Source organism: Streptomyces sp. NPDC107559 (assembly GCF_055657365.1).
In genome coordinates this window covers 686,555-710,149 of sequence record NZ_JBVKBD010000002.1, presented here as the reverse complement: position 1 = coordinate 710,149, position 23,595 = coordinate 686,555, and the positions used below count along the sequence as shown (strand labels likewise).

Below are 23,595 nucleotides of genomic sequence, written 5' to 3'. Positions count from 1 at the left end.
CCGGGAACGCCGCACTGAACTCCTCGACGCATAGGGGCCGATTGCAAGACTGGCACGCACGGCGCTCACGTCGGGTAATCGAGATGCTTAGTCGTGGGACGGGAATCTAATTCGGACGACTCCTGGAAGCTGTGTTCGTCGCGGACGCGGGTGGGACATCTGGGTTTGTAGTTTTCTCCGCATGGGTCGTCGGTTCGACCGGAAAGGAGTCGTGATGACGCGTCGGCGCATTGCAGCGAGGGGGATACGGTCGTGATACGGGTGGCGGTGGCCGGTGCGGCCGGATATATCGGCGGGGAGTTGCTGCGGCTGCTGCTGGGCCATCCCGAGGTCGAGGTGGTGGGCGCGGTCTCGTCCCGTTTCCCGGGGAAGCGGGTCGACGGGGTGCATCCGAATCTGCGGTCCGCCACCGATCTGACGTTCTGTTCGGCGGACGAGGTCGAAGAGTGCGACGCGGTGTTCCTGACGCTGCCGCACCGGGTGGCGATGACCCAGATCGACCACTGGACGCAGCGGTCCAAGTTCGTGTTCGACCTGACCGGGGACTTCCGTCTCGACGACACCGAGGTCTTCAGGCGCTACTACGGCGAGGAGCATCTCGCCCCGCATCTGCTGGGCGAGTTCGTGCCCGGCCTTCCCGAACTCCACCGCGACCGGCTGCGCACCGCGGACCTGGTCAGTGTTCCCGGGTGCATGGCCACGGCCGGCGTACTCGCCCTGTACCCCCTGGTGGCCCGGGATCTGATCGACCTGGAGCAAGGGGCCCAGTTCGACGCCCGTACCGGCTCCAGCGGCTCGGGGGCCATGGCCGGTCCGGCCAACCTGCACGCCGAACGCAGCGGTTCCATGCGGGTGTTCGCACCCACCGGGCACCGCCACGAGGCCGAGATCTCACGGCATCTGGGCCTGTCCGCCGCGATGACCGCCACCGGTGTCGAGGCGGTCCGCGGGGTCCAGACCATCTGCCACGCCACGCTGCGCCCCGGTGTGGACAAGCAGACCGTGCGCCGCGCCTTTCGCGAGCAGTACGCCGATGAGTCCTTTGTCCGGGTCGTCGCGCACCAGCGCGGCACCTTCCGCTACCCCGACCCGAAGATCCTCCTGGGCTCCAACTACTGCGACGTCGGCTACGCGGTCGACGAGGACAGCGGCCGGCTGACCACGATCGCCGCCCTGGACAACCTGGTCAAGGGCGGCGCGGGCAACGCCCTCCAGTGCCTCAACATCCGCATGGGCCGGCCCGAGAACCTCGGCCTGGGCTTCCCCGGACTGCACCCGCTGTGAACCCCGGCCGAAACGAATGGGAGATCCGCACATGAGCGCACCGAATGACACACCAGCCGAGTGGGAGGGCGGCACGGTCTGGCTGACCGGCCTGCCGAGCGCGGGCAAGACCACCATCGCGGTGGGTCTCGCCGAGCACCTGCGCTCCGGTGGACACCGGGTCCAGGTGCTCGACGGTGACGAGGTCCGTGCCGCGCTCTCCGCGGAACTGGGATTCTCGAAGGAGGACAGGGACACCAACGTACGGCGGATCGGCTACGTGGCCGGGCTGCTCGCCGGGCACGGCGTCACCGTGCTGGTGCCGGTCATCGCCCCCTACGCGCTGTCCCGCGCCGCGGTGCGCGACCTGCACGCGGACCGCCGGGTCCCCTATGTCGAGGTGCATGTGGCGACCCCGGTGGAGATCTGCGCCGACCGGGACGTCAAGAGCCTCTACGCCAGGCAGGCGGCAGGCGAACTCAGCGGTCTCACCGGCGCGGACGACCCCTACGAGATTCCGGTCGACCCCGATCTGAGGGTCCACACCCAGCACCAGACGGTCGACGAGTCGGTCCGTCAGGTGCGCGCGCTGCTCACGGCCCGGGGGCTGGCGTGACCGCCCCGGCGCAGGTCGCGCCCGCCGGCCTTCCCGGACGCCTCGGCCCGCGGCCGCGGACGGCGCCCCCGCTGACGCACCTGGAGACCCTGGAGGCCGAGGCGGCCCACATCTTCCGCGAGGTGGCGGGGGAGTTCGACCGGTCGACGCTGCTGTTCTCCGGTGGCAAGGACTCGATCGTCATGCTGCACGTGGCGCTCAAGGCGTTCGCCCCGGCGCCACTGCCGTTCTCCCTGCTGCACGTGGACACCGGCCACAACTTCCCCGAGGTGATCGCCTACCGCGACCGCGTCGTCGAGCGGCACGCCCTCCGGCTCCACGTGGCGTCCGTGCAGTCGTACATCGACGACGGAACGCTCCAGGAGCGGCCGGACGGCACCCGCAATCCGCTCCAGACCGTTCCCCTGCTGGACGCCATCGGCGACGGCCGCTTCGGCGCCGTGTTCGGCGGCGGGCGGCGCGACGAGGAGAAGGCGCGCGCCAAGGAACGGGTGTTCAGCCTGCGGGACGAGTTCGGCGCCTGGGAGCCGCGCAGGCAGCGGCCCGAGCTGTGGCAGCTCTACAACGGCCATCACCGGCCCGGCGAGCACTTCCGGGTCTTCCCGCTGTCGAACTGGACCGAGCTCGACGTCTGGCAGTACATCGAGCAGGAAGGCATCGAACTGCCGCAGATCTACTTCGCGCACTGGCGCAAGGTGTTCCGGCGCGACGGCATGTGGCTGGCGCCCGGCGACTGGGGCGGCCCCCGGGACGACGAGTCCCTGTGCGAGCGCCGGGTCCGGTACCGCACGGTCGGCGACATGTCCTGCACCGGCGCGATCGACTCGTCCGCCTCGACGGTGGGCGAGGTGATCGCGGAGATCGCCGCGAGCCGGGTGACCGAGCGCGGCGCGAGCAGGGCCGACGACCGGCTGTCCGAGGCAGCCATGGAGGACCGCAAGCGAGAAGGGTACTTCTAGACATGTCAGCAGGCGTCGCGGAAGCGGCAGTTCAGACGTGCTCCACCGGCCGGCCCCAGGGGAGCCTGTTGCGGCTGGCCACCTGCGGGTCGGTCGACGACGGCAAGTCCACCCTGGTCGGACGGCTCCTCTACGACACCAAGTCAGTGCTCGCCGACCAGGCGACGGCCATCGAGGAGGTGTCCCGCAGGCGGGGTCAGGACGGCCCCGACCTGGCTCTGCTCACCGACGGCCTGCGGGCCGAACGGGAACAGGGCATCACGATAGACGTGGCCTACCGCTACTTCGCGACGCCCGCACGCCGGTTCATCCTCGCCGACACCCCCGGCCATGTGCAGTACACGCGCAACATGGTCACCGGCGCCTCCACCGCCGACCTGGCGGTGATCCTGGTCGACGCGCGCAACGGCGTGGTCGCGCAGACGATGCGGCACGGCGCGATCGCGGCACTGCTGCGGGTGCCGCACGTCGTGCTGGCCGTCAACAAGATGGACACCGTCGACTACCGGGAGTCCGCCTTCACCGCGATCGCGGACGAGTTCGCCCGGCGGGCGCGGGAGTTGGGGATCGCGGACGTCACCGCCATCCCGATGTCCGCGCTGACCGGCGACAACGTGGTCGAACCCTCGACCAGGATGGACTGGTACGAAGGCGACACACTGCTGTCCCATCTGGAGAACGTGCCGGTCGGAGCGGACCCGGTCGGCAGGCCGCTGCGCCTGCCGGTGCAGTACGTGATCCGCCACCCCTCGCAGCACCGGCAGGTGGTGGAGCGCTGGCCGGCCGGGCAACTCGTCTCCGGCGTCATCGAGGTCGGCGACCGCGTCGTCGTACAACCGTCCGGGCAGACCAGTACGGTCGTCGGCCTCAGCGTGCTCGGCAGGGAGACCGACAGGGCCCGGGCACCGCAGTCGGTGGCCGTCCGGCTCGCCGACGAGATCGACATCTCCCGGGGCGACCTGCTGAGCGCGGGCCCCGCTCCACAGCTGCTGCGGCACATCACCGCCAGCGTGTGCCATCTGCACGATCGCCCGCTGCGGCCGCGACAGCGGGTGCTGCTCAAGCACACCACCCGCACGGTCCGGGCGATGGTGGAGCGGATCGACTACCGGACGGACGTCACCGACGCCCGTCGGCTGCCCTGCGAGGACGGTCTGTCCGTCAACGAGATCGGCGGTGTACGGATTCGCACCGCCGAGCCGCTCGCCGTCGACGACTACCGGGAGAACAGGCGCACGGGTTCGTTCCTGCTCGTCGACCCGCAGGACGGGACGACGCTCGCCGCCGGGATGATCGACGCGGGAACCGGGACAGGACAGGGCCCGGCCGGATATTGACGCGGATTCAAGCCATACTTGAGGTGAGCCTGCCATATCTGGAGGAAGATCAGTATTCTGCTCGATACCGGCCTGGTGCTGCCGAATCGGGGGAGACACACGGCATGTTCGAGTCGACTGTTCCTGATGCCCGCGAGGGCGGCCTCGACGTTCACCGGTGACGCGTTCCAGATCGCCCGGCGACCCCTGCCCGGTGCCGTCCTCCACGGCCCACCACCGCACGGGTCGCCGCCCGTCGTGTCCCCGGCCGGTCGCCGGGCCGCGGATCCCGAAGGCCGCACCACCTGAGTAGCGGAGTCCTTGCGCAGCGACGTGCCGAGGAAAGGACACGGGGGTGTCGAACGAAGAGGAAGCCGACGACGGACGCCACGACGGCGAGGAGTGGGTGCCGATCGCGTCCCTGCTTCCGGCGGACTCGCCGAGACTGGCCGGGGAGAGCGCGGAACACATCCAGGTCCTGGCGCTGTCCGAGACGGTGCTGCCGCCGATCGTCGTGCACGTGCCGACCCGGCGCGTGATAGACGGAATGCACCGGCTGCGCGCGGCCAGACTCCGCGGCCAGCGCGACATCCTGGTCCGGTTCCACGACGGTGACGACGAGGACGCGTTCATCGTCGCGGTGGAGACGAACATCGCGCACGGGCTGCCCTTGTCGCAGGCCGACCGGACCGCGGCGGCGGCCCGGATCGTGCACGCGCGTCCCCAGTGGTCGGACCGGAAGGTCGCCTCGGTGACGGGTCTGTCGGCCACCACGGTCGGGGCCATCCGCCGGCGCTCGGCCGAGGGATCCGGACGGGCGGACGCGACGGCTCGGGTGGGACGGGACGGCAGGGTCCGACCGCTGGACGCCAGCGCGGGCCGGCTGCGGGCGGGCGATCTGCTGGCACAGCGGCCCGATGCCCCCATCCGCGAGATCGCCGTGGCCGCGGGGGTCTCCCCGGCCACGGCGCTGGACGTCCGCCGGCGGCTGCGCAACGGCGAACACCTGGTCCCGGAGCGCCCCGGCCCGGCCCGTCCGGAGCGGGCCGGTACGCCCGGGCGGGGAGGCGGGCGGGACCGGGAGGAACGGCAGGAGCAGCAGCAACGGCGGGACGGGCAGGACGGACAGGACCGGCAGGACGGGCAGGACGGGCAGGACCACGACACGTCGGGCCGGGACTGGCGGAAGGCGCTCTTCGAGATGAAGAGCGATCCCTCGATCCGGTTCACCGACGGCGGGCGTGCGCTGCTGCGCTGGCTGCACGGCCACACGGCCGCGCTGGACGAGTGGCGGGAGCACATGGCCAGCCTGCCCCCGCACTCGCTGCGGATCATGGCGCGGCTGGCGCAGCACAACAGCGCCACCTGGCAGGAGGTCCAGCGGCACCTCGAGGACAGGATCCTGAAGTCGGGATCCTGACCGCTGGTTTTCCGACCTCGTGATTCCGACCTCGTGATTCCGACCTTGGTTTTCCGACCTCGTGATTCCGACCTTGGGTTTCCGACCTCGGGTTTCCGACCTCGTGATTCCGGCGCAGGGATCCCGGCCTCGGGTTTCCGACCCCGGGTTTCCGAAGAATCGGTTCGATCGAAGGGGCTACCGTGACGCGCGTCAAAGTTCTCGTCAGCTCACCGGAGCATCTCGCGGACCTCGTCCAGGCTCTGGAGGCCGCCGGTCTCACGGCGACGCCGGCGGCCACCCTGTCCGACCGGGACATCCTGTGGTCCGCCGACGCGGTCCTGATCGACACCGACCTGCTGTGCCCGGACCGCGACCTGTTACGCATCGCGGAAATGGCCCAGCTCACCGTGGTCCTGCTGCTGAACGGCACGGCGACGGCGGCCGACTGCGCGGCGTACCTCGAATCCGGCGCCAACCGCGTGATCGGCAAGCGGGAGCCCATGGACCGCCTCGTCGCCCTGGTCCGGGCGGTGGCGCCCGGACCGGACGCGGCCGACTGCCGCGACCTCTCGGAGCGGGAGCGGCAGGTGCTGTTCGAGATCTCCAGCGGGCTGACCCATGGCCAGATCGCGAAACGCCTGGGGATCAGCCCGCACACGGTGGAGACCTATGTGAAGCGCATCCGCGCGAAGCTCGGGGCGGGCAACAAGGCCGAACTGACACGAGTCGCCCTGGGCCCCGAGACCCGTCAGCCGAGGCCGCCGGACATCACGTCGATCACCCGCTGAAGACCGGCGTCGCCGAGCAGGTGCGCGGGTGTCCACGAACAGGTCCATGCCGCCGACCGTACCCAGGCGCCGTACAGCCGCCCTGTCCCTTCTTCCCGTGACAGCACGCCTTTCGGGACCGCCGTTAGGGTCGCCGTTGTCCGTGACCGGCAGGGGCACACGTCCCGGGAGCGCCGTTCGACTGACGGACCCGGACAGTTGAACGCGAACGACCGAGGTCCGGGCCGGTCGTGGGTGCGCTGTCCCGAGGAGTGAACTTCGATGCTGTGAGGTGCTGCTGTGACGAATGCTTCGACGTCCGACGCGCGGACCACGGAGCTGGGTACCGAGGACAATCCGTACGATCTGGTCGGCGTGGGCTTCGGGCCGTCGAACCTCGCACTCGCCATCGCGGCCGAGGAGCTGGACAGCGAACGGACCTGTCTGTTCTTCGAACGCAGCCCGCAACTGCGCTGGCACCCCGGGATGCTGATCGAGGGCTCCCGGATGCAGATCTCGTTCCTGAAGGATCTGGTCTCGCTGCGCAACCCCGCCAGCCCGTACACCTTCCTCCAGTACACCAAGGCCAAGGGCCGTCTCGAACAGTTCGTCAACCTGGGCGAGTTGCGGCCGACCAGGCTGGAGTACCAGGACTATCTGCAATGGGTCGCGGGGTTCTTCGCCGACCAGGTCCGCTACCACGCCGAGGTCATCAGGGTGTCGCCGGTCCGGCGGCCGGGCGAGGACGCGCACCGGCTGCTCCGCGTGGAGGCGCGCGACGTCAGGTCCGGACGTACGACCGTCTGCTACGCGGCCAACGTCGTGCACGCCGCCGGCGGCCGGCCCCGGCTGCCGATCGGAGGCGTCTGCGCCGGTCCGGCCGTGATTCATTCCAGCGACTTCCTGCCGCGTTTCCCCGACCACTTCGCCGACCGGTCGCGTTCGTACGAGTTCGGGGTCGCGGGTGACGGACAGAGCGCCGGTGAGATCGCGGCGTACCTGATGCGCGGGTATCCGAACAGCCGGGTGCACCTGTTCCTGTCCGGCGAGACACTGCGGGCGACCGACAACAGCCCCTTCGTCAACGAGCAGTTCTTCGAGGGGTACGCGAACTCGTTCTACACCAGGCCGAGTTCGGAGCGGGCCGCGTTACGGGCGGAACTGCGCAACTCGAACTACGGCGTGGTCGAGGCCGGTTTCCTCGACGATCTCTACCGGCTGGTGTACGACGACGAGGTCCGCGGCACCCGCCGGCTGATCACTCATCCGGCGACCAAGGTCACCGCCGTGCGGGAGGGCGAGACCGGTCCGCAGGTCGAGATCGTCGACCGGCGCAGCGGGGCCGAGGGGGACGTCCTGTGCGACGGGGTGGTGCTGGCCACCGGGTACATCAGGGCCCTGGACGAGTCGATCTTCGGTCAACTGGTGCCGTTCCTGAAGACCGAGGGCGACGAGCTCGTGCTGTCGGACCACCGGGTGAGCACCACCGCCGAGCTGGCGGCCGGACTCTACGTCCAGGGTTACGGCGAGCACCTGTTCGGCCTCGGCGACACCCTTCTGTCGCTGCTGCCGTTCCGTTCCCGGCAGATCTTCACCGACATCTGCAAGCAGCCCCCGCCGCCCGCGCGGACCCGGCGGCCGTGCCCTTCACCCGAGGCGGGATTCCGCCACGAAGAAAAGAGGTGGCCCTCCGGTGGGACACACGGCTAGGGTTTCCCTCGTTCCGAGGCGGCCGCCGGCCGCCGTGGCCGGCCGAGCGTGATCCGGGAGGTGTGACTGATGGCTGTCGTTGCGATGGGCGCTGCCCGCATCCACGAGTTCATCGAATCCACCTCCGTGGCCCTCGGCTGACACCTCCGGATTTCCGCGCCCGTGTGCGCGTTCCGGCTCCGGGGCCACCCTTGTGAAGGGTCACCCCTTGTCTTCCTCCTCCATCCGGCTTCCTTCCACGCACCCGCTCACCCCGTACGGCTGGGACGCGGACCGGGAGGCCGAGTTCGCCCCCTACGCCGGGCAGGGTCTCCTGCCCGGCCGGGTCGTACGGGTCGACCGCGGCCAGTGCGACGTCGTCACCCCTGACGGCACCGTGCGGGCCGACACCGAGTTCGTCGTTCCCCGCGATCCCATGAAGGTCGTGTGCACGGGCGACTGGGTCGCCGTCGACCCGCAGGGCGGTGATCCGCGCTATGTGCGGACCCTGCTGTCCCGCCGTACAGCCTTCGTACGCTCCACCTCCTCCAAGCGGTCCGAGGGCCAGATCCTCGCCGCCAACGTCGACCACGCCGTCGTCGCCGTCTCCCTGGGCGGCGAACTCGACCTCGGCCGCGTCGAACGGTTCCTCGCCCTGGCCTGGGAGTCCGGTGCACAGCCCGTGGTGGTGCTCACCAAGGCCGACCTCGTGCCGGACCCGGTCGGCCTGTCGTACCTCGTCGAGGACGTGGAGACGACGGCGCCCGGCGTGCCGGTGCTGACCGTCAGCGCCCACGACGGAAGCGGTCTGGACGTCCTCGTCGCTCTCGTCGGCGGCGGTACGTCCGTGCTGCTCGGCCAGTCCGGCGCGGGCAAGTCGAGCCTGGCGAACGTCCTGCTCGGCGCCGACGTGATGGACGTACAGGCCACCCGCGACGTCGACGGAAAGGGCCGCCACACCACCACCACGCGCAACCTCCTCGTCCTGCCCGGCGGCGGAGTGCTGATCGACACCCCGGGACTGCGCGGGGTCGGTCTGTGGGACGCCGGGAGCGGCGTCGGACAGGTCTTCGCCGAGATCGAGGAACTGGCGGAGCGGTGCCGCTTCCACGACTGCGCGCACGAGGCCGAACCGGGCTGCGCGGTGCTGGCCGCCCTGGAGACGGGGGAGCTGTCCGTGCGACGGCTGGACAGCTACCGCAAGCTCGTCCGGGAGAACCAGTGGATCGTCGCCAAGACCGACGCCCGGCTGCGGGCGGAGATCCGCAAGGACTGGAAGCGCAAGGGCGCCGAAGGCCGGGCCGCCATGGAGGCGAAGCGGGGTCGGGGACGGTGATCCCCGTGGTCCCCGCCGGGTGACGCGCCCCGGCGCCGGCACCGGGCGGGGACCGGCGGGCGGCGGGCCTGCGGGTGAGCGTGATGTCCGATACCCGCCAGCCCGGCCGCCCGGCGATCGCCCACACTGGACCTCGTGAGGGACGAGGACAGCAGGTACGAGGCCGTACGCAGCCGGGACGCCCGGTTCGACGGCGAGTTCTTCTTCGCCGTCGAGACGACCGGCATCTACTGCCGGCCCAGCTGCCCGGCCGTCACCCCCCGGCGGCGCAACGTGCGGTTCTTCGCGACGGCCGCCGCCGCGCAGGGCTCGGGATTCCGGGCCTGCCGGCGGTGCCGTCCGGACGCCGTACCGGGGTCGGCCGCCTGGAACGTACGGGCCGACGTCGTGGGCCGGGCCATGCGGCTGATCGGCGACGGCGTGGTCGACCGCGAGGGCGTCGCGGGCCTCGCCGTCCGCCTGGGCTACAGCGCCCGGCAGGTACAGCGCCAGCTCACCTCGGAGCTCGGCGCGGGACCGGTCGCCCTCGCCCGCGCCCAGCGGGCGCACACCGCGCGCGTGCTGCTCCAGACGACCGGACTGCCGGTCACGGAGATCGCCTTCGCGTCCGGCTTCGCCAGCGTCCGCCAGTTCAACGACACCATCCGGGCCGTCTACGCCGCCCCCCCAGCGAACTGCGCGCCGCCGCACCCCGCGGCGGACCGGCCGCCGCCGTCGCACCCAGCGCCGGGATCCCGCTGCGGCTCGCCCACCGCGGCCCCTACCAGGCAGGTCCCGTCCTGGACCTGCTCGCCCGCGAGGCGCTGCCCGGCGTCGAGGAGGTCAGCGGCACCCCCGGCGACCGCACCTACCGGCGCACCCTGCGCCTGCCCCACGGCACCGGGATCGCCGCGGTCCACGAACGGCCGGTCACCCAGCGGGGGACCGCCGCCCACGCCGGCGGCTGGCTCGACGCCCGGCTGCGGCTGACCGACCCGAGGGACCTCACCACCGCCGTACAACGGCTGCGGCGGCTGTTCGACCTCGACGCCGACCCGTACGCCGTCGACGAGCGGCTCGGCGCCGACCCCCGGCTCGCCCCGCTGGTCGCCGCCCGGCCGGGGCTGCGCTCACCGGGCGCCGCGGATCCGGAGGAACTGGCGGTGCGGGCCCTGGTGGGCCGGGCCGCCGCCGGGGAACTCGTGCGCAGCCGCGGCAAGGCGCTGGACGCGCCCTGCGGCTCGCTCACCCACCTCTTCCCGGAACCCGCCGCCCTCGCCGAGGCAGGAGGCGACGGCCCGCTGGGCGCGCTCGCCACCGCCCTCGCCGACGGAACCGTACGCCTGGACGTGGGTGCCGACCGGGACGACGCCGAGCAGGGCCTGCTCGCCCTGCCCGGCATGGACGCCCGGACGGTGGCGGTGATCCGGACCCGCGCCCTCGGCGATCCGGACGTCGCGCCACCCGGCACGGACGTCCCCGACACCTGGCGCCCCTGGCGCTCCTACGCACTGCACCACCTGCGCGCCGCCGGCGAGCGGGACGAGGAGGAGAACCGATGACCAGCCCGTCGTACTGGACCAGTCTCGACAGCCCGCTCGGGCCGCTGCTGCTGACCGCCGCCGCCGACGGCGCGCTGACCTCGCTGTCCCTGCCCGGCCAGAAGGGCGGACGCACCCACGCGGACCTGGACGGCCTGCGCGCGGACCCCGCGCCGTTCCGCGAGGCCGCGCGGCAGCTCGCCGCCTACTTCGCCGGGGAGCTCAAGGAGTTCCGGCTGCCGCTGCGTGCCGAGGGCACGGAGTTCCGCACCCGGGTGTGGGACGCCCTCGACACCGTTCCCTACGGGGCGACCACCACGTACGGCGAGGTCGCCGCGCGGATCGGAGCCTCCCGGGCCGCCGTGCGGGCGGTCGGCGGCGCGATCGGCGCCAACCCGCTGCTCGTCGTCCGCCCCTGCCACCGGGTGATCGGCGCCGACGGCTCGCTGACGGGCTACGCGGCGGGCCTGGAACGCAAGGTACGGCTGCTGACGCTGGAAGGAGCGCTGCCGACGGACCGCGGGCTCTGACCGGCGCCGGGGACCGGTCGCCCCCCGGGGCGCCGCCATGTCACCCCCACACCACCGCGCCCAGCCACGTCCCGGTGACCAGCAGACAGGCGAACAGCTCGGTCAGGACGCTCCAGCCGCCCGCCCGCATCATCGTGTGCACGGATGCCCGCGCCTCGGCCGGCCCGCCCAGGCGGAGCCGCTCGCACAGGTAGACGCCGCCCACGAAACCGGGGATCGCGCCGAGCACGGGCAGCAGGAGGAAGCCGGCCAGCGCTCCGGCCCCGGCGTACACCGCCGTCCGGGGGCCGGCCCCGCTCTGCCGCAGCCGCCGGGGCGGCAGCGTCCAGCGCACCGCCTGGGCGAGGAGCAGGGTGCAGGTGGCACCGACGAGGACACCCCAGGCGACCTGCTGCGGATCGTTCAGCGACCACCACAGGACCCCGGACCACACCAGCCAGGGCCCCGGCACCCCGGGTACCAGCACTCCGCACAGGCCGAGCAGGACCACCAGGCCGACCAGCAGGAGTTCCCACACTCCCATCTGCCCAGGGTGCCCGAGCCCGGCGGGAACGGCAGGTCAGTCCCGCGCCACCCGGTCCCGCCCGGATGCGCGCTCCCCGCCCCGCCCGGACGCGCGCCTCGCCCGGCCCGGCTCTTGCGCATCACCGGCCACAGATACGTACTGGTGTTCCCGATGTCATCCGATATGCCGTTCGACGGGGAGGGATCGCACAGGATTTTCCGGATGCCCCGTTTTCATCCGGCGCTCGCGGTGGACAATTAGGGGCATGAGCCAGCAGGGGGGAAGGCCCACCGGTCACGAGGACGACTGGTGGAGGCAGCTGTACGACGACTCCACCGAGGACACCGGCCCGGTGGCCGCGGCCGACTCGCTGGACGACCGGTTCGCCTCGGCCGCGGGCACGCTGGGCGACGGGACGGCGTTACCGGAGAGCGGCGCGGCGCGCGGGGCACCGCCCCGGCAGCGCGCCCCCTGGGAACCGCTGTCCACCGAACTCGAGCGGTCGTTCGGCACCGTGGACCTCCCGTCCGCCGCGGACCCGCCGCTCCTGCCCGACCCGCCGTTCTTCCCGGGCCCGGACGCCCTTCCCGGCCCGGAGGACGCCCGTCCCGACCCGGCGTCCCGCCCGGACCCGGCGCCCCTTCCCGCCCTGCCGTCCGCCGCGCCCCGCGCCGCCCTCCCCGGCCCTCCCGAACCCCCGCCGTCCGGCCGGGCCCCCGACGACAGCCCCGCGGCCCTCCCGCCCGGACCCATGCCGCCGGGGTTCCGGCAGCGCGCCCCCCAGGAGCCCACGAACTCGGCCACCGGCCCCGCCGTGACCGGCGCGGGCCCCGCCGGACCGCAGCCGCCCACCGCCTCCCGGCTCGGCCTTCCCGCCGCCGACCGGGCCGGCCGCCGCGACCACGTGGGCTCCGGACCGCCCACCTACGACGCCGAACCCACCGCGCTCCCGGCCGCCGACCCCGACGCACTCGACGACCTGGTCGCCGACACCGTGCTCGACGGCGCCCACTACGGCGCCTGCACCCTGCGCGCCGTATCCGCCCGCGGCGACTCGGCCCGCTTCCGTGGCGAACCGCGCCGCGACGCGCTGCTCACCGCACGCTTCGGACAGGGCGATGCGGCCCTGGTGCTGGTGGCCATGGCGACCGGCGCCCGCGCCACCACCGGGGCCCACCGGGCGGCGGCCGAGGCCTGCCAGTGGATAGGCCGGGCCGTGGGCCGCAGCCATGTCCGGCTCGCGGAGGACATCCGGACCGGACGGCGCGGCGAGCTCAAGTCCGGCCTGCACCGCCTCACCGACCGCAGTCTCGGCAAACTCCGCGCCAGCGCCACGCTCCAGGGCATCGACCCCGACGAGTACACGGCCGACCTGCGCTGTCTGCTGCTGCCGGCCGACCCCGACTGCCGTACCCGGGTCTTCTTCGGGGTCGGCGAGGGCGGGCTGTTCCGGCTGCGGGGCGGCGAATGGCAGGACATCGAGCCGCGGGTCACCGAGACCAGGGGCGGACCGGTGGTCGGCTTCGGCTCGCCGCCCGCCGAGACCCCCGAGGGCGACCGGCTCACCATGGACCTGGGCATCCCGACCCCGCCGAGCCCCTACGAACCCGCTCCGCAGGCACCCCGCGAACCCTTCCGCTTCCGGGCCTCGGTGGCCCGGCCGGGTGACACCCTGCTGATGTGCACCGGCGGGCTCGCCGACCCGCTGCGCGGCGAGCCCGAGCTGTGCGAATACCTGGGCGGGCGGTGGTCGGCGGGGGAGGTGCCCGGCCTCGCCGCGTTCCTCGCCGACACCCTCGTCCGGGTCAAGGGCTACGCGGACGACCGTACGGCGGCGGCCGTCTGGGAGGCGTGACGGCGGCGGCTGTGTCTCCATGGAAGCCGGAGGCATCCGCGCCGAGCGGGAGGACACCCCACAGCCATGGCCAAGCAGAACGTCGCCGAACAGTTCGTGGACATCCTCATCCGGGCCGGCGTCACCCGCCTGTACGGCGTGGTCGGCGACAGCCTCAACCCGGTGGTCGACGCGGTCCGCCGCAGCTCCGCCATCGACTGGATCCACGTACGCCACGAGGAGACCGCGGCCTTCGCGGCCGGCGCCGAGGCCCAGATCACCGGGAAGCTGGCGGCCTGCGCGGGCTCCTGCGGACCCGGCAACCTGCACCTCATCAACGGCCTCTACGACGCCCACCGCTCCATGGCCCCGGTCCTCGCCCTCGCCTCGCACATCCCCTCCGGGGAGATCGGCCTCGGCTACTTCCAGGAGACCCACCCCGACCGGCTGTTCGCCGAGTGCAGCCACTACAGCGAACTGATCTCCAACCCCAAGCAGATGCCCCGGGTGCTCCAGACCGCCGTCCAGCACGCCATCGGCCTCGGCGGGGTCAGCGTCGTCACCCTCCCCGGCGACATCGCCGACCGGCCCGCACCCGAGAAGACCGTCGAGACCGCCCTCGTCACCGCCCGCCCCACCGTCCGGCCGGGCGACACCGAGATCGACCGCCTGGTCGAGATGATCGACCGGGCCGAGAAGGTCACCCTGTTCTGCGGCAGCGGCACGGCGGGCGCGCACGCCGAGGTCATGGAGTTCGCGGGCAAGGTCAAGTCCCCCGTGGGCCACGCCCTGCGCGGCAAGGAATGGATCCAGTACGACAACCCGTACGACGTCGGCATGAGCGGACTGCTCGGCTACGGCGCCGCCTACGAGGCCACCCACGAGTGCGATCTGCTGCTCCTGCTCGGCACCGACTTCCCGTACAACGCCTTCCTCCCCGACGACGTGCGGATCGCCCAGGTCGACGTCCGGCCCGAACACCTGGGCCGGCGTTCCAAGCTGGACCTCGCGGTGTGGGGCGACGTGCGGGAGACCCTGCGCTGTCTCACCCCGAAGGTGCGGCCCAAGGACGACCGGCGCTTCCTCGACCGGATGCTCACCAAGCACGCCGACGCGCTGGAGGGGGTGGTGAAGGCGTACACCCGCAAGGTGGAGAAGCACGTGCCGATCCACCCCGAGTACGTGGCGTCCGTGCTGGACGAACTCGCGGACGACGACGCGGTCTTCACCGTCGACACCGGCATGTGCAACGTCTGGGCCGCCCGCTACATCTCGCCCAACGGCCGTCGCCGCGTCATCGGTTCCTTCTCGCACGGATCGATGGCGAACGCGCTGCCGATGGCGATCGGCGCGCAGTTCACCGACCGCGGCCGGCAGGTCGTGTCGATGTCCGGCGACGGCGGGTTCGCGATGCTGATGGGTGACTTCCTGACCCTGGTCCAGTACGACCTGCCGGTGAAGGTCGTGCTCTTCAACAACTCGTCCCTCAGCATGGTGGAGCTGGAGATGCTGGTGGCCGGTCTGCCCGCGTACGGCACCACCAACAAGAACCCCGACTTCGCCGCCGTCGCCCGGGCCTGCGGTGCCCACGGGACGCGGGTGGAGAAGCCCAAACAGCTCGCCGGTGCCCTGAAGGACGCCTTCGCGCACAAGGGACCGGCCCTCGTCGACGTCGTCACCGACCCCAACGCCCTGTCCATCCCGCCGAAGATCAGAGCGGAGATGGTGACCGGCTTCGCGCTGTCGGCGTCGAAGATGGTGCTGGACGGCGGCGTCGGCCGGATGCTCCAGCTGGCCCGCTCCAACCTGCGCAACGTGCCGCGCCCCTGACGACCCGCCCCGACGGCACGGCGTCCGCCGGGGGCGAGGGCCGGGTGCGGGCCGTGCCCGGCGGGCGGCGGTGGTCAGGACCGGTGCAGCCGCAGGGTGCGGATCTCGAACGGCCGCAGGACCGCGGCGGGGTCCGGGGCGTCCGGCAGCGGCTGTTCGAGCAGGTCCGTCACCTCCGTACGGGCGGCCGGGAAGTCCGCCGTCAGCTCGCAGCGGGCCCGCCCGCCCCGGGACTCGTACAGCCGGACCACCACGTCCCCGCTGCGGTCGTCCGCGAGCTTGACCGACTCGACCGTCACCGCCGGGTCCGCCACCCGCACCAGCGGCGCGAGCTCCGGCGCCTCGGCCGGGCGCAGCGGCAGATTGAGCGCCAGCCCCTCGGCGACCGCGTCCCCGACCTCCGCGCCCGGCAGCAGCGCGTACGTGAAGCGGTGGGTGCCGAGGTCGGTCTCGGGGTCCGGGCTGTGCGGCGCACGCAGCAGCGTCAGCCGTACGGTCGTACCGAGACCGCCCTCGTACGGGGTGCGGGTCACATCGTGGCCGTACGTCGAGTCGTTGAGGACCGCCACGCCGTAGCCCTGCTCCGCCACCCGCAGCCAGCGGTGGGCGCAGATCTCGAAACGGGCCGCGTCCCAGGACGTGTTGGTGTGGGTGGGGCGGTGCACATGCCCGAACTGGATCTCGGCGGCGGAGCGTTCGGCGTGCACGTCGAGCGGGAAGGCGGCCTTGAGGACCTTCTCGGACTCCTGCCAGTCCACGTCCGTGACGATGTCGACCCGACGGCTCGCGGCCGTCAGCCGGATCTCCTGGCTCAGGCGCGAGGCGCCGAACGTGCGGGTGACCCGTACGGCCGCCCGCAGCGGACCGTCCGCCACCAGCTCAACCGAATCGGCCTCCGTCAGGTCCGTGTGCCGACGCCGGTAGTGCCGGTCGATGTCCCAGGCGTCCCACGCGTTGGGGTGGTCGGGGTGCAGCTGGAGGAGGTTGCCGGGTCCGCACAGGACCTCCCGGCCGGCCACCAGGTCCCGTACGGACGTCAGCAGACCGTCGGCGTCGACGCACACCCGCAGCCACGCGTTCTCCAGCACGAGCGTGTCGCCGTCGCGCCACGCGCGTACACCCTGCGCAGGCGCCTCCGTCGGCACCGCGGCGCTCCCCAGCCCCGGTACGGTCACCACCGCGTCCCCGACCACCTCGGTCCGCTCGTACGGCGAGGCGTTGAACACCGACGGTCCGCCCGGGCCCAGCGCCCGTACCGCCCCGGCCGTGAGCTCCGCCAGCTCCGCCAGCACGCGGGTGTACGTCTCCCGGGCCTCCCGGTGCACCCATGCGATGGACGAGCCGGGCAGGATGTCGTGGAACTGGTGCAGCAGCACCGTCTTCCACAGCCGGTCCAGGTCGTCGTACGGGTACGCGTACGACGCATTGCGCACCGCCGCCGTCGTGCACCACAACTCGGCCTCGCGCAACGCGTGTTCGCAGCGCCGGTTGCCCTGCTTGGTCTTCGCCTGGGTGGTGTAGGTGGCCCGGTGCAGCTCCAGGTACAGCTCGCCCGACCACACCGGCGCCTGTGGCCCGTACTCCTGCTCGGCGGCCGCGAAGAAGGCGGACGGCTGCTCGATCTCCACCCGCGGCGAGCCCTCCAGGGAGCGCAGCCGCCGCGCCTTCTCCAGCATCTCCCGGGTGGGACCGCCGCCGCCGTCGCCCCAGCCGAACGGGACCAGGGAGCGGCTCGCCCGCCCCTTGTCGGCGAAGTTGCGTTCGGCGTGGGCGAGTTCACGGCCGTGCAGCTGGGAGTTGTAGGTGTCGACGGGCGGGAAGTGGGTGAAGACGCGGGTGCCGTCGATGCCCTCCCACCAGAAGGAGTGGTGGGGCATCCGGTTGGACTGGTTCCAGCTGAGTTTCTGGCTGAGGAACCAGCGGATTCCGGCCAACTTCGCGAGCTGCGGGAAGGCGGCGGTGTAGCCGAAGGAGTCGGGCAGCCAGATCTCCTGCGTCCGCACGCCCAGTTCCTCGGCGAAGAAGCGCCTGCCGTGGGTGAGCTGGCGGGCCAGCGCCTCGCCGCCCGGCATGTTGGCGTCCGACTCCACCCACATCGAGCCGACCGGCGCCCAGTTGCCGTCCCGGACGGCCTTCCCGATGCGCTCCCAGATGTGCGGCTGGTGCTCCTTCACCCACGCGTACTGCTGGGCCTGCGAGCAGGAGAAGACCAGTTCGGGGTAGTCGGCGGCGAGCGCGGTGACATTGGCGAAGGTGCGGGAGGCCTTGCGGACCGTCTCGCGCAGCGGCCACAGCCACGCCGAGTCGATGTGGGCGTGCCCGGTCGCCGAGACGCGGTGGGCGCTCGCCGAGGCCGGGCGGGACAGCACGTCCGTGAGGGCCGCGCGGGCCGCCGCCGCGGTGCCGGGCACGTCGTGCAGATCCAGGGTGTCGAGCATGTCCTCCAGGGCGCGCAGGATCTCGTGCCGGCGCGACCGCTCCGCGTCCAGCTCGTACATCAGCTCCGACAGCACCTCGACGTCGATGACCAGGTGCCACACGTCCTCGTTCAGCACGGCCAGCTCGGCGGCGCGGAACCGGTAGCAGGGCCGGTCGCCCGCGGTCAGCACGTCTCCCAGGCGGGTCGGTTCGAAGCCGCCGTGCAGCACGGCGGGGTTGGCCGCGGCCTCCAGGAGCAGGGCGACCGGCTCGCCGCCCCGCGCGGGCCGGCCGACGGTCAGGTGCCGGTTGCGGGGGTGGATGCCCTTCAGCGGTACTCCGGAGGCGTCGAAGAGCAGTCCCTCCGCCTGGAAGCCGGGGCCGTCGCCGGTGAACCCGGGGTCGATCACCGCCTCCACCCGGCGTCCCGCCCACTCCTCGGGCACCCGGCCGGTCAGCCGGAACCAGCTCGTCGACCAGGGCTTTCCCCACTCGGTGCCGGCCGCGAAGGGCTCGTAGGCCGCCCGCAGGGCCTGCTCCACCGGCACCGGTTCGCCCGGTACGTGCCACACGGACAGTTCCAGCGGCACCGCGGGGCCGTACTGCGCGGGCCGCAGGAACTGTCGCAGGGCGCGTTCCAGGCGCGCCTCCACCAGGGCTCGGTCGTCGTGCACGGCTCTCTCCTCGGTGGCTCGGACGGCGCTGTCGGATGTCCTGTACCTTCCCTAGAGACTGAGCGGTAGTGAGTCCTGTTGCCAGGGCTCATGCTCGGCCGAACGCCCCGAACGGTGTTGGGCGTTCTGGTTACCCGCGTTCACTCCGAATCCGGGCGGCACGGATCGTGTCCGTGGTCCGGGGATGCGGGGGCGGGGTCCCTCACGCCCTGGGGTTGCCGGTCCGGCCTGGACGGTCCGATGCCCGTACCCAGCGCTCTGGTGGGTACGGGGCGGTGCCGTCCGACGCCGGATCGGATGCCAGTGTTGGGCGCCCCACTTCGAGGTGTAGGCGGGGTCGACCGCGACCAGCGGGATGCCGAGCTCGGCCGCCATGGACACCAGGCGGGAGCGCAGTCGGGCGACGGGCATGCCGGAGATCAGCTTGCGGAAGTGTTTGCGGCGGCCGTGTTTCTCCCGGCTGGTCTCGGCGGTGAAGTCGAGGTCCTCTACAGCGAGCGCCAGGTGGTGGCGTCGGGCCCAGTGCAGCAGGCGGGTCAGGGCGTGGCGTACCTGGGCGTCGCGATGCTGCGCGGTGCCGGTGAGGGTGTAGGCGAAGCGACGCGGGGCGCCGATCGGGTTGCCATGCGTGTCCAGCCGCCAAGCCGCGAGGTGATCGGCGTTGGTGTCCACACCGATCACACCGCGGGCACGCACTGCCGCCAGGGGCATCGTCTGGACGGGTGGGATGGTCCAGGAGGCGGTGAGGTACCAGCGAGTGCGGTCGGTGTCCTCGTGGATGCGGTAGGCAACAGCCCGGTTCGCCTGGACCCGGTCACGCCAGGTTTCCCCTCGGTGCGCGAACGACACCCGTGCCCCCAGCACGTACCGGCCGTGCGGGGCGTTGGCGAGATGGGCGAACGGGGCCGGGAGTTTGATACTCACCTCGCCGTCGGGGCCGACCCGGATGGTCTCGTTGCCGTACCGCTTCCCGGTCTCGCCGTCCGCCTGCAGGAAGCGGCGCGCCGCCTCCCACCGCGCCCGCCACCGCGACTCGGTGAGCCGGGCCTGTTCCAGATGGTGACGGGCGTTCAGCAGTCGCTTCCCGCCGCGCACCACCCGCACCCGCCCCGCTGCCCAGTCGGTCCGCGCACGCTCCAGTCGGTCCTCCAGCACGCGCAGGCGGCGGGTCTTGGCATGCCACTCCCGACGGCTGCGGTAACCACCCGCGGCCCGCTTGCCGCCCCTCTCCCCCAGGGGCAGGGACAGCCGGTGCCGGATCGCGTCCACCCCGGCCTCGAGCTTCCGGACATGTGCCTGCTGGGCGCGCCGGGCCAACGCCCACTGATCACGCGTGGCCTTCGTCAACGACCCCGCCCAACGGGAAGACGATCGGCCGGTCAGCTCCCTCTTACGGTGCGCCCACTGCTCGTTGTCGTGCTCCAGCCCGGCCGCGCACCGGACCTTCAGATCCCGGGCGGCGAGCGCGCCGAGGTGGTCACCTACCAGCCGCAGCACCGCCTCGTCCTGGGCGGTCAGATTCTTGAGCCGGTCCCGGACCGCCACACCCGAGGGGCCCGGCACCGCGAACGGCGCACCCATCTCCCGCAGTCCACTCAATCCGCTCACCCCCCGCCCGGCCCGAACACCCCCGTCACCACATCCAACGACCTCCATCTGTAAAGGTCACACATTCGAGACAAGAATTTCCGTTCCCTCCCGAACCTCGTACGAGCGGATGCCGCCGACACTCACCCACTCACGCCAGGACACGCTTACGCACAGTTAACTGGCAACAGCTGGCAACCCCTTCGGACGGCCGCGCCGACAGCGGTCCGTACCTCCCGGCCGCCGACACGCGTCCGCAACGCCCGGCCGCCGCCGCAGGCGCGGTCGCATGGCCGAGACCTGGTCGTCGAGGATCCGGCATGAGTGCGGCGAGGCCGGTGGGGCATGTCTTTGCGTGAACGTGTTCGAGCTGGAGGGGAACCGACATCGGCGCGCGGGCGGGGGCCATGACGAGGCAGGCACGAGGGAGCGGTTCCGTGGCGATCGGGACCACCTCGGTGGACGCGGGAACCGTCGGGGAAGAGCCGGAGGGCCCGCGGGCGCGGTCCTCGCAGCTGCGGCGCAGACTGGGGCGGGCGGACCTGCGGGCGGTGCCCGAGGCCCGCAGGGCGCTGCGCGAGCTGCTGCGGCACTGGGGGAAACCGGGCCGGTCGGAGATCGCGGAGCTGCTCACCAGCGAGCTGGTCACCAACGCACTGGTGCACACCGACCGCGATGCCCTGCTGACGGCCACCGTCGGGCCGGACGGACTGCGGGTGGAGGTACGCGACTTCGTGGCCGGCCGGCCACGGCCGTGGGTCCCGGCCACGCAGGACGGTACGCACGGGCGGGGTCTGCTCCTGGTGCAGTCCCTCGCGTCCGCGTGGGGCGTGCGGCCGCACGGGGTGGGCAAGTCGGTGTGGTTCGAACTGGAGGCGGAGGCGGCCTGAGGGCCGCGCGGGGGCGGACGAACGGGAGGGGGTGCGGCTCGCCGGAGCCGCACCCCCTCCCGTTCGTAGCCCGGTACCGGGCCCCGGCTCAGCCGAACTGCTGCTCCAGGTCCTTGAGCTTGCGCTCCAGGTGATCGAGCCGCGGCAGCGCCATGGTGTCGTCCTCGGTGGTCAGGTCGACGGTGATCGGGTCAGAACCAGTCCGTACGGGCTGGAGGGACGGCCGTGAGCGCGCGGGCAGCTCCAGCTCCGGTGTCGATATGGCAGGCTCCGCGGCGGCGCGCTCGGGGCCCCGCTCCAGGGCCTGGGCCTCCAGCTGGCGGCCGCCGCGTCCGGCGAACCCGCGGTGGCCCCGGCTGATCGCCTTGAGCTGTGCGCGCTCCACCCGCTCCTTGTCGCGCCGCAGCAGCCGGGCGGCCTCCTTCTGGCGCTTGTCCTCGCGCACCTCGTCGACCGCCTCGTCCAGCGAGCGCACGCCCTCCAGCAGCATCAGCGACCAGGCGCCGTACGTCTCGCGCGGCGCCCGCAGCCAGCGGACGATACGGATCTGCGGCAGCGGACGCGGCACGAGACCCTGCTCGCGCAGCGCGGCCCGGCGGGTCTGCTTCAGCGCACGGTCGAACAGCACCGCCGCGGACAGGGACATGCCGGAGAAGAACTGGGGTGCGCCGTCGTGGCCGATGCCACGGGGCGCGTGGACCCAGTTGAACCAGGCGGCCGCACCCGCGAACGTCCACACGAGTATGCGGGAGCCGAGGGCGGCGTCGCCGTGGCTGGCCTCGCGCACCGCGAGCACGGAGCAGAACATCGCCGCGCCGTCCAGGCCGAACGGCACCAGGTACTCCCAACCACCGGAGAGGCCGAGGTTCTGCTCGCCGAAGCCGACCAGGCCGTGGAAGGAGAGTGCCGCGGCCACGGCCGCACAGCAGAACAGAAGTACATAGGAGGCGGTGCCGTATATGGCCTCCTTGCGCCTGCGGCGCTCTTCGCTGCGCTCCCACGAGTCGTCCGCGCTCGTGTCCTTCCCCGAGGAGCGCTTGCCACGCGCCAGCACCGCTACCGCCGCCAGCATGCCCAGGAGCAGTACGGCGCCGGGAAGCAGCCAGTTCAGCGATATGTCGGTCAGTCTCATCTGGGGTCCCTTGCATTGGGATAGGGCGTAACGCCCGCCATAGTGGCCCAATTCCACCGACCCTCAGGGGGTTTCTGGGCAAGAGGACGCCAAGGAGGTGCGAGGGGATGCCGAGGGCGACACTCTGCTCGAACTGCCGTATGGCGGGCAGGAGTTGAGTTCGAATAACACTACCCGTAAGGGTGGTTCCACGGATAGTTCCTGCGGCAAGTGAGGAAGTTGTGAATCACCGGTGACCGCAGCGGGGTCGCCACGGGTCGGTTTCGGACGGCGCTGCGGTGCGGTCGGCGCTGCGGTGCGGTCGCCGGCCTGACGCCGGGTCAACTCGTGGCGAGGTGACGCCGGATCAACTCGCGGCGACGGCAGTCAGCTTCGCGACCCGGTCCGCGTCGCAGGTGCGCGGGCAGGTGGCGCAGGTGTCCTGCGGGCGCACCGTGTAGAACATGCAGCAGCTCGCCCGGTCCCGGGTGGGCAGCGGCTCGCCGTCCGGCCCGGTCAGCTCGCGGAAGGCGGCCGAGCCGACGTACGGCCTGGTCGCGCCAGGCAGCAGCGCCTCCAGTTCGCGCATCGCGCGCCGCTCCTCGCCGATCAGGTGGGCGACGTACCAGAGCCCCTCGACGATCTCGTCGGTCACCATGCCCCACAGGGCGCGCCCGCGCCGCCGCATCAGCGGGCCGAACCCGCCGAGCACGGGTTCCATGTGCTCGGCGACCGCCGCGCGCACCTCGGCGCGCAGCGCCTCCTCGTCGGCGACCACCCGGGCGCCGGGCAGCGCCGCGGCGGGGTCGCCGGGCAGGCAGGCGAAGGAGGCGGTGCGCACGGCCATCCGGCCGGCGGTGCGGTCGTACGAGACATGCGTCACGGGGAGGCGGGGCACCCTGCGGTGCAGGAACCAGGGCACGGTGATCAGCAGGCAGGCGGGCCAGGCGTACCGGTGCAGCCCGAAGCTGGCGACGACGTCCGGGCGGGCCCGCTGTCCGTAGTCCCGGAGCACCTGGGCGTCGTCCCAGGCCAGGAAGGCCTCCAGTCCGGTGCCGCCGTCCGCGAGGGCGGCCGCGCCGACCCAGGCGCCGCCCTCGGGGGCGGCTTCGGGACCGCTCAGCTCGGTCACGGTGAGCCCGGGGTAGACCTCGGCGAGACGGGCGTACGCGTCCGCGACGGCCGACGGGGGCAGGGGCATACCGGACCACCGATTCACGGTCGACTGCGGACGATTAGAGGTAAGGCTTACCTTACCCTGCGTGGACGGGATTTGAACGAGGCGGTTCTGCGCCTAAGGTGCTTGACGGACGAGTAACAACCCGTCGTAATGGCCCCAAGTACCGAC

General features: G+C 72.3%; 17 protein-coding genes and 1 pseudogene. 13 read left to right on the top strand and 5 right to left on the bottom strand.

Going from position 1 to position 23,595, the window contains the following annotated elements:
• Positions 1–252: 252 nt before the first annotated feature.
• The 10 genes and pseudogenes from argC to ACZ7OY_RS09575 all read left to right on the top strand — a co-directional run bounded on the left by argC (position 253) and on the right by ACZ7OY_RS09575 (position 11,398).
• A complete protein-coding gene (argC, locus tag ACZ7OY_RS09620; RefSeq protein WP_471910873.1) occupies positions 253–1,284 on the top strand; it encodes an N-acetyl-gamma-glutamyl-phosphate reductase in 1,032 nt (343 codons plus the stop codon).
• A 31-nt stretch (positions 1,285–1,315) separates the two neighbouring features.
• Complete coding sequence (cysC, locus tag ACZ7OY_RS09615; protein ID WP_471910872.1) at positions 1,316–1,879, top strand: adenylyl-sulfate kinase; 564 nt, start codon at positions 1,316–1,318, stop codon at positions 1,877–1,879.
• A 71-nt stretch (positions 1,880–1,950) separates the two neighbouring features.
• Complete coding sequence (gene cysD, locus ACZ7OY_RS09610; protein ID WP_351614481.1) at positions 1,951–2,838, top strand: sulfate adenylyltransferase subunit CysD; 888 nt, start codon at positions 1,951–1,953, stop codon at positions 2,836–2,838.
• Between the two features lie 2 nt (positions 2,839–2,840).
• The gene (locus ACZ7OY_RS09605) at positions 2,841–4,175 is read left to right on the top strand and encodes a sulfate adenylyltransferase subunit 1 (RefSeq protein WP_471910871.1); all 1,335 of its coding nucleotides are present in this window, start codon (positions 2,841–2,843) and stop codon (positions 4,173–4,175) included.
• Positions 4,176–4,509: 334 nt separating this feature from the next.
• Complete coding sequence (locus ACZ7OY_RS09600) at positions 4,510–5,574, top strand: ParB/RepB/Spo0J family partition protein (RefSeq protein ID WP_471910870.1); 1,065 nt, start codon at positions 4,510–4,512, stop codon at positions 5,572–5,574.
• A 182-nt stretch (positions 5,575–5,756) separates the two neighbouring features.
• The gene (locus ACZ7OY_RS09595) at positions 5,757–6,344 is read left to right on the top strand and encodes a helix-turn-helix transcriptional regulator (protein ID WP_471910869.1); all 588 of its coding nucleotides are present in this window, start codon (positions 5,757–5,759) and stop codon (positions 6,342–6,344) included.
• Between the two features lie 279 nt (positions 6,345–6,623).
• The gene (locus ACZ7OY_RS09590; protein ID WP_471910868.1) at positions 6,624–8,033 is read left to right on the top strand and encodes a SidA/IucD/PvdA family monooxygenase; all 1,410 of its coding nucleotides are present in this window, start codon (positions 6,624–6,626) and stop codon (positions 8,031–8,033) included.
• Positions 8,034–8,241: 208 nt separating this feature from the next.
• On the top strand, positions 8,242–9,348 hold the full coding sequence (gene rsgA, locus ACZ7OY_RS09585; protein WP_471910867.1) for a ribosome small subunit-dependent GTPase A: 1,107 nt from the start codon (positions 8,242–8,244) through the stop codon (positions 9,346–9,348).
• Positions 9,349–9,483: 135 nt separating this feature from the next.
• Positions 9,484–10,889, top strand: a pseudogene (locus tag ACZ7OY_RS09580) (bifunctional transcriptional activator/DNA repair enzyme AdaA).
• The gene (locus ACZ7OY_RS09575; RefSeq protein ID WP_384723871.1) at positions 10,886–11,398 is read left to right on the top strand and encodes a methylated-DNA--[protein]-cysteine S-methyltransferase; all 513 of its coding nucleotides are present in this window, start codon (positions 10,886–10,888) and stop codon (positions 11,396–11,398) included. The pseudogene ACZ7OY_RS09580 and the gene ACZ7OY_RS09575 overlap by 4 nt, the downstream one beginning before the upstream one ends.
• Positions 11,399–11,438: 40 nt before the next feature.
• Here the strand turns inward: ACZ7OY_RS09575 and ACZ7OY_RS09570 are convergent, their stop codons facing one another.
• Positions 11,439–11,921 carry a DUF456 domain-containing protein gene (locus ACZ7OY_RS09570; RefSeq protein ID WP_471910866.1) on the bottom strand — a complete coding sequence of 161 codons (483 nt, stop codon included), beginning with the start codon at positions 11,919–11,921 and terminating at the stop codon, positions 11,439–11,441.
• Positions 11,922–12,168: 247 nt separating this feature from the next.
• Between ACZ7OY_RS09570 and ACZ7OY_RS09565 the strand changes: the two genes are divergently transcribed.
• Positions 12,169–13,758 carry a protein phosphatase 2C domain-containing protein gene (locus ACZ7OY_RS09565; RefSeq protein WP_471910865.1) on the top strand — a complete coding sequence of 530 codons (1,590 nt, stop codon included), beginning with the start codon at positions 12,169–12,171 and terminating at the stop codon, positions 13,756–13,758.
• 66 nt (positions 13,759–13,824) lie between these two features.
• Complete coding sequence (locus tag ACZ7OY_RS09560; protein ID WP_471910864.1) at positions 13,825–15,567, top strand: pyruvate dehydrogenase; 1,743 nt, start codon at positions 13,825–13,827, stop codon at positions 15,565–15,567.
• A gap of 74 nt (positions 15,568–15,641) precedes the next feature.
• Here ACZ7OY_RS09560 and ACZ7OY_RS09555 read toward each other — a convergent pair whose 3' ends face one another.
• Together ACZ7OY_RS09555 and ACZ7OY_RS09550 are read right to left on the bottom strand one after the other, a co-directional pair.
• On the bottom strand, positions 15,642–18,659 hold the full coding sequence (locus tag ACZ7OY_RS09555; protein WP_471910863.1) for an alpha-mannosidase: 3,018 nt from the start codon (positions 18,657–18,659) through the stop codon (positions 15,642–15,644).
• A gap of 51 nt (positions 18,660–18,710) precedes the next feature.
• Positions 18,711–20,258, bottom strand: coding sequence for an IS200/IS605 family accessory protein TnpB-related protein (locus tag ACZ7OY_RS09550; protein WP_471910862.1), 1,548 nt, complete (start codon positions 20,256–20,258; stop codon positions 18,711–18,713).
• Positions 20,259–20,683: 425 nt separating this feature from the next.
• On the opposite strand from ACZ7OY_RS09550, the gene ACZ7OY_RS09545 reads away from it, so the two are divergent.
• Positions 20,684–21,136: an ATP-binding protein gene (locus ACZ7OY_RS09545; protein ID WP_471910861.1), complete on the top strand. Its 453-nt coding sequence runs from the start codon at positions 20,684–20,686 to the stop codon at positions 21,134–21,136.
• An 88-nt stretch (positions 21,137–21,224) separates the two neighbouring features.
• Here ACZ7OY_RS09545 and ACZ7OY_RS09540 read toward each other — a convergent pair whose 3' ends face one another.
• Complete coding sequence (locus tag ACZ7OY_RS09540) at positions 21,225–22,268, bottom strand: DUF2637 domain-containing protein (RefSeq protein WP_471910860.1); 1,044 nt, start codon at positions 22,266–22,268, stop codon at positions 21,225–21,227.
• A 346-nt stretch (positions 22,269–22,614) separates the two neighbouring features.
• On the bottom strand, positions 22,615–23,448 hold the full coding sequence (locus ACZ7OY_RS09535; protein WP_471910859.1) for a (2Fe-2S)-binding protein: 834 nt from the start codon (positions 23,446–23,448) through the stop codon (positions 22,615–22,617).
• Positions 23,449–23,595: the final 147 nt, after the last annotated feature.

Excerpts from the sequence above, each read along its gene's own strand:
- ACZ7OY_RS09540 (WP_471910860.1), bottom strand. The coding sequence starts at position 22,268 with ATGAGACTGACCGACATATCGCTGAACTGGCTGCTTCCCGGCGCCGTA.
- ACZ7OY_RS09560 (WP_471910864.1), top strand. The coding sequence starts at position 13,825 with ATGGCCAAGCAGAACGTCGCCGAACAGTTCGTGGACATCCTCATCCGG.
- ACZ7OY_RS09605 (WP_471910871.1), top strand. The coding sequence starts at position 2,841 with ATGTCAGCAGGCGTCGCGGAAGCGGCAGTTCAGACGTGCTCCACCGGC.
- ACZ7OY_RS09575 (WP_384723871.1), top strand. The coding sequence starts at position 10,886 with ATGACCAGCCCGTCGTACTGGACCAGTCTCGACAGCCCGCTCGGGCCG.
- ACZ7OY_RS09565 (WP_471910865.1), top strand. The coding sequence starts at position 12,169 with ATGAGCCAGCAGGGGGGAAGGCCCACCGGTCACGAGGACGACTGGTGG.
- ACZ7OY_RS09570 (WP_471910866.1), bottom strand. The coding sequence starts at position 11,921 with ATGGGAGTGTGGGAACTCCTGCTGGTCGGCCTGGTGGTCCTGCTCGGC.
- ACZ7OY_RS09535 (WP_471910859.1), bottom strand. The coding sequence starts at position 23,448 with ATGCCCCTGCCCCCGTCGGCCGTCGCGGACGCGTACGCCCGTCTCGCC.
- cysC (WP_471910872.1), top strand. The coding sequence starts at position 1,316 with ATGAGCGCACCGAATGACACACCAGCCGAGTGGGAGGGCGGCACGGTC.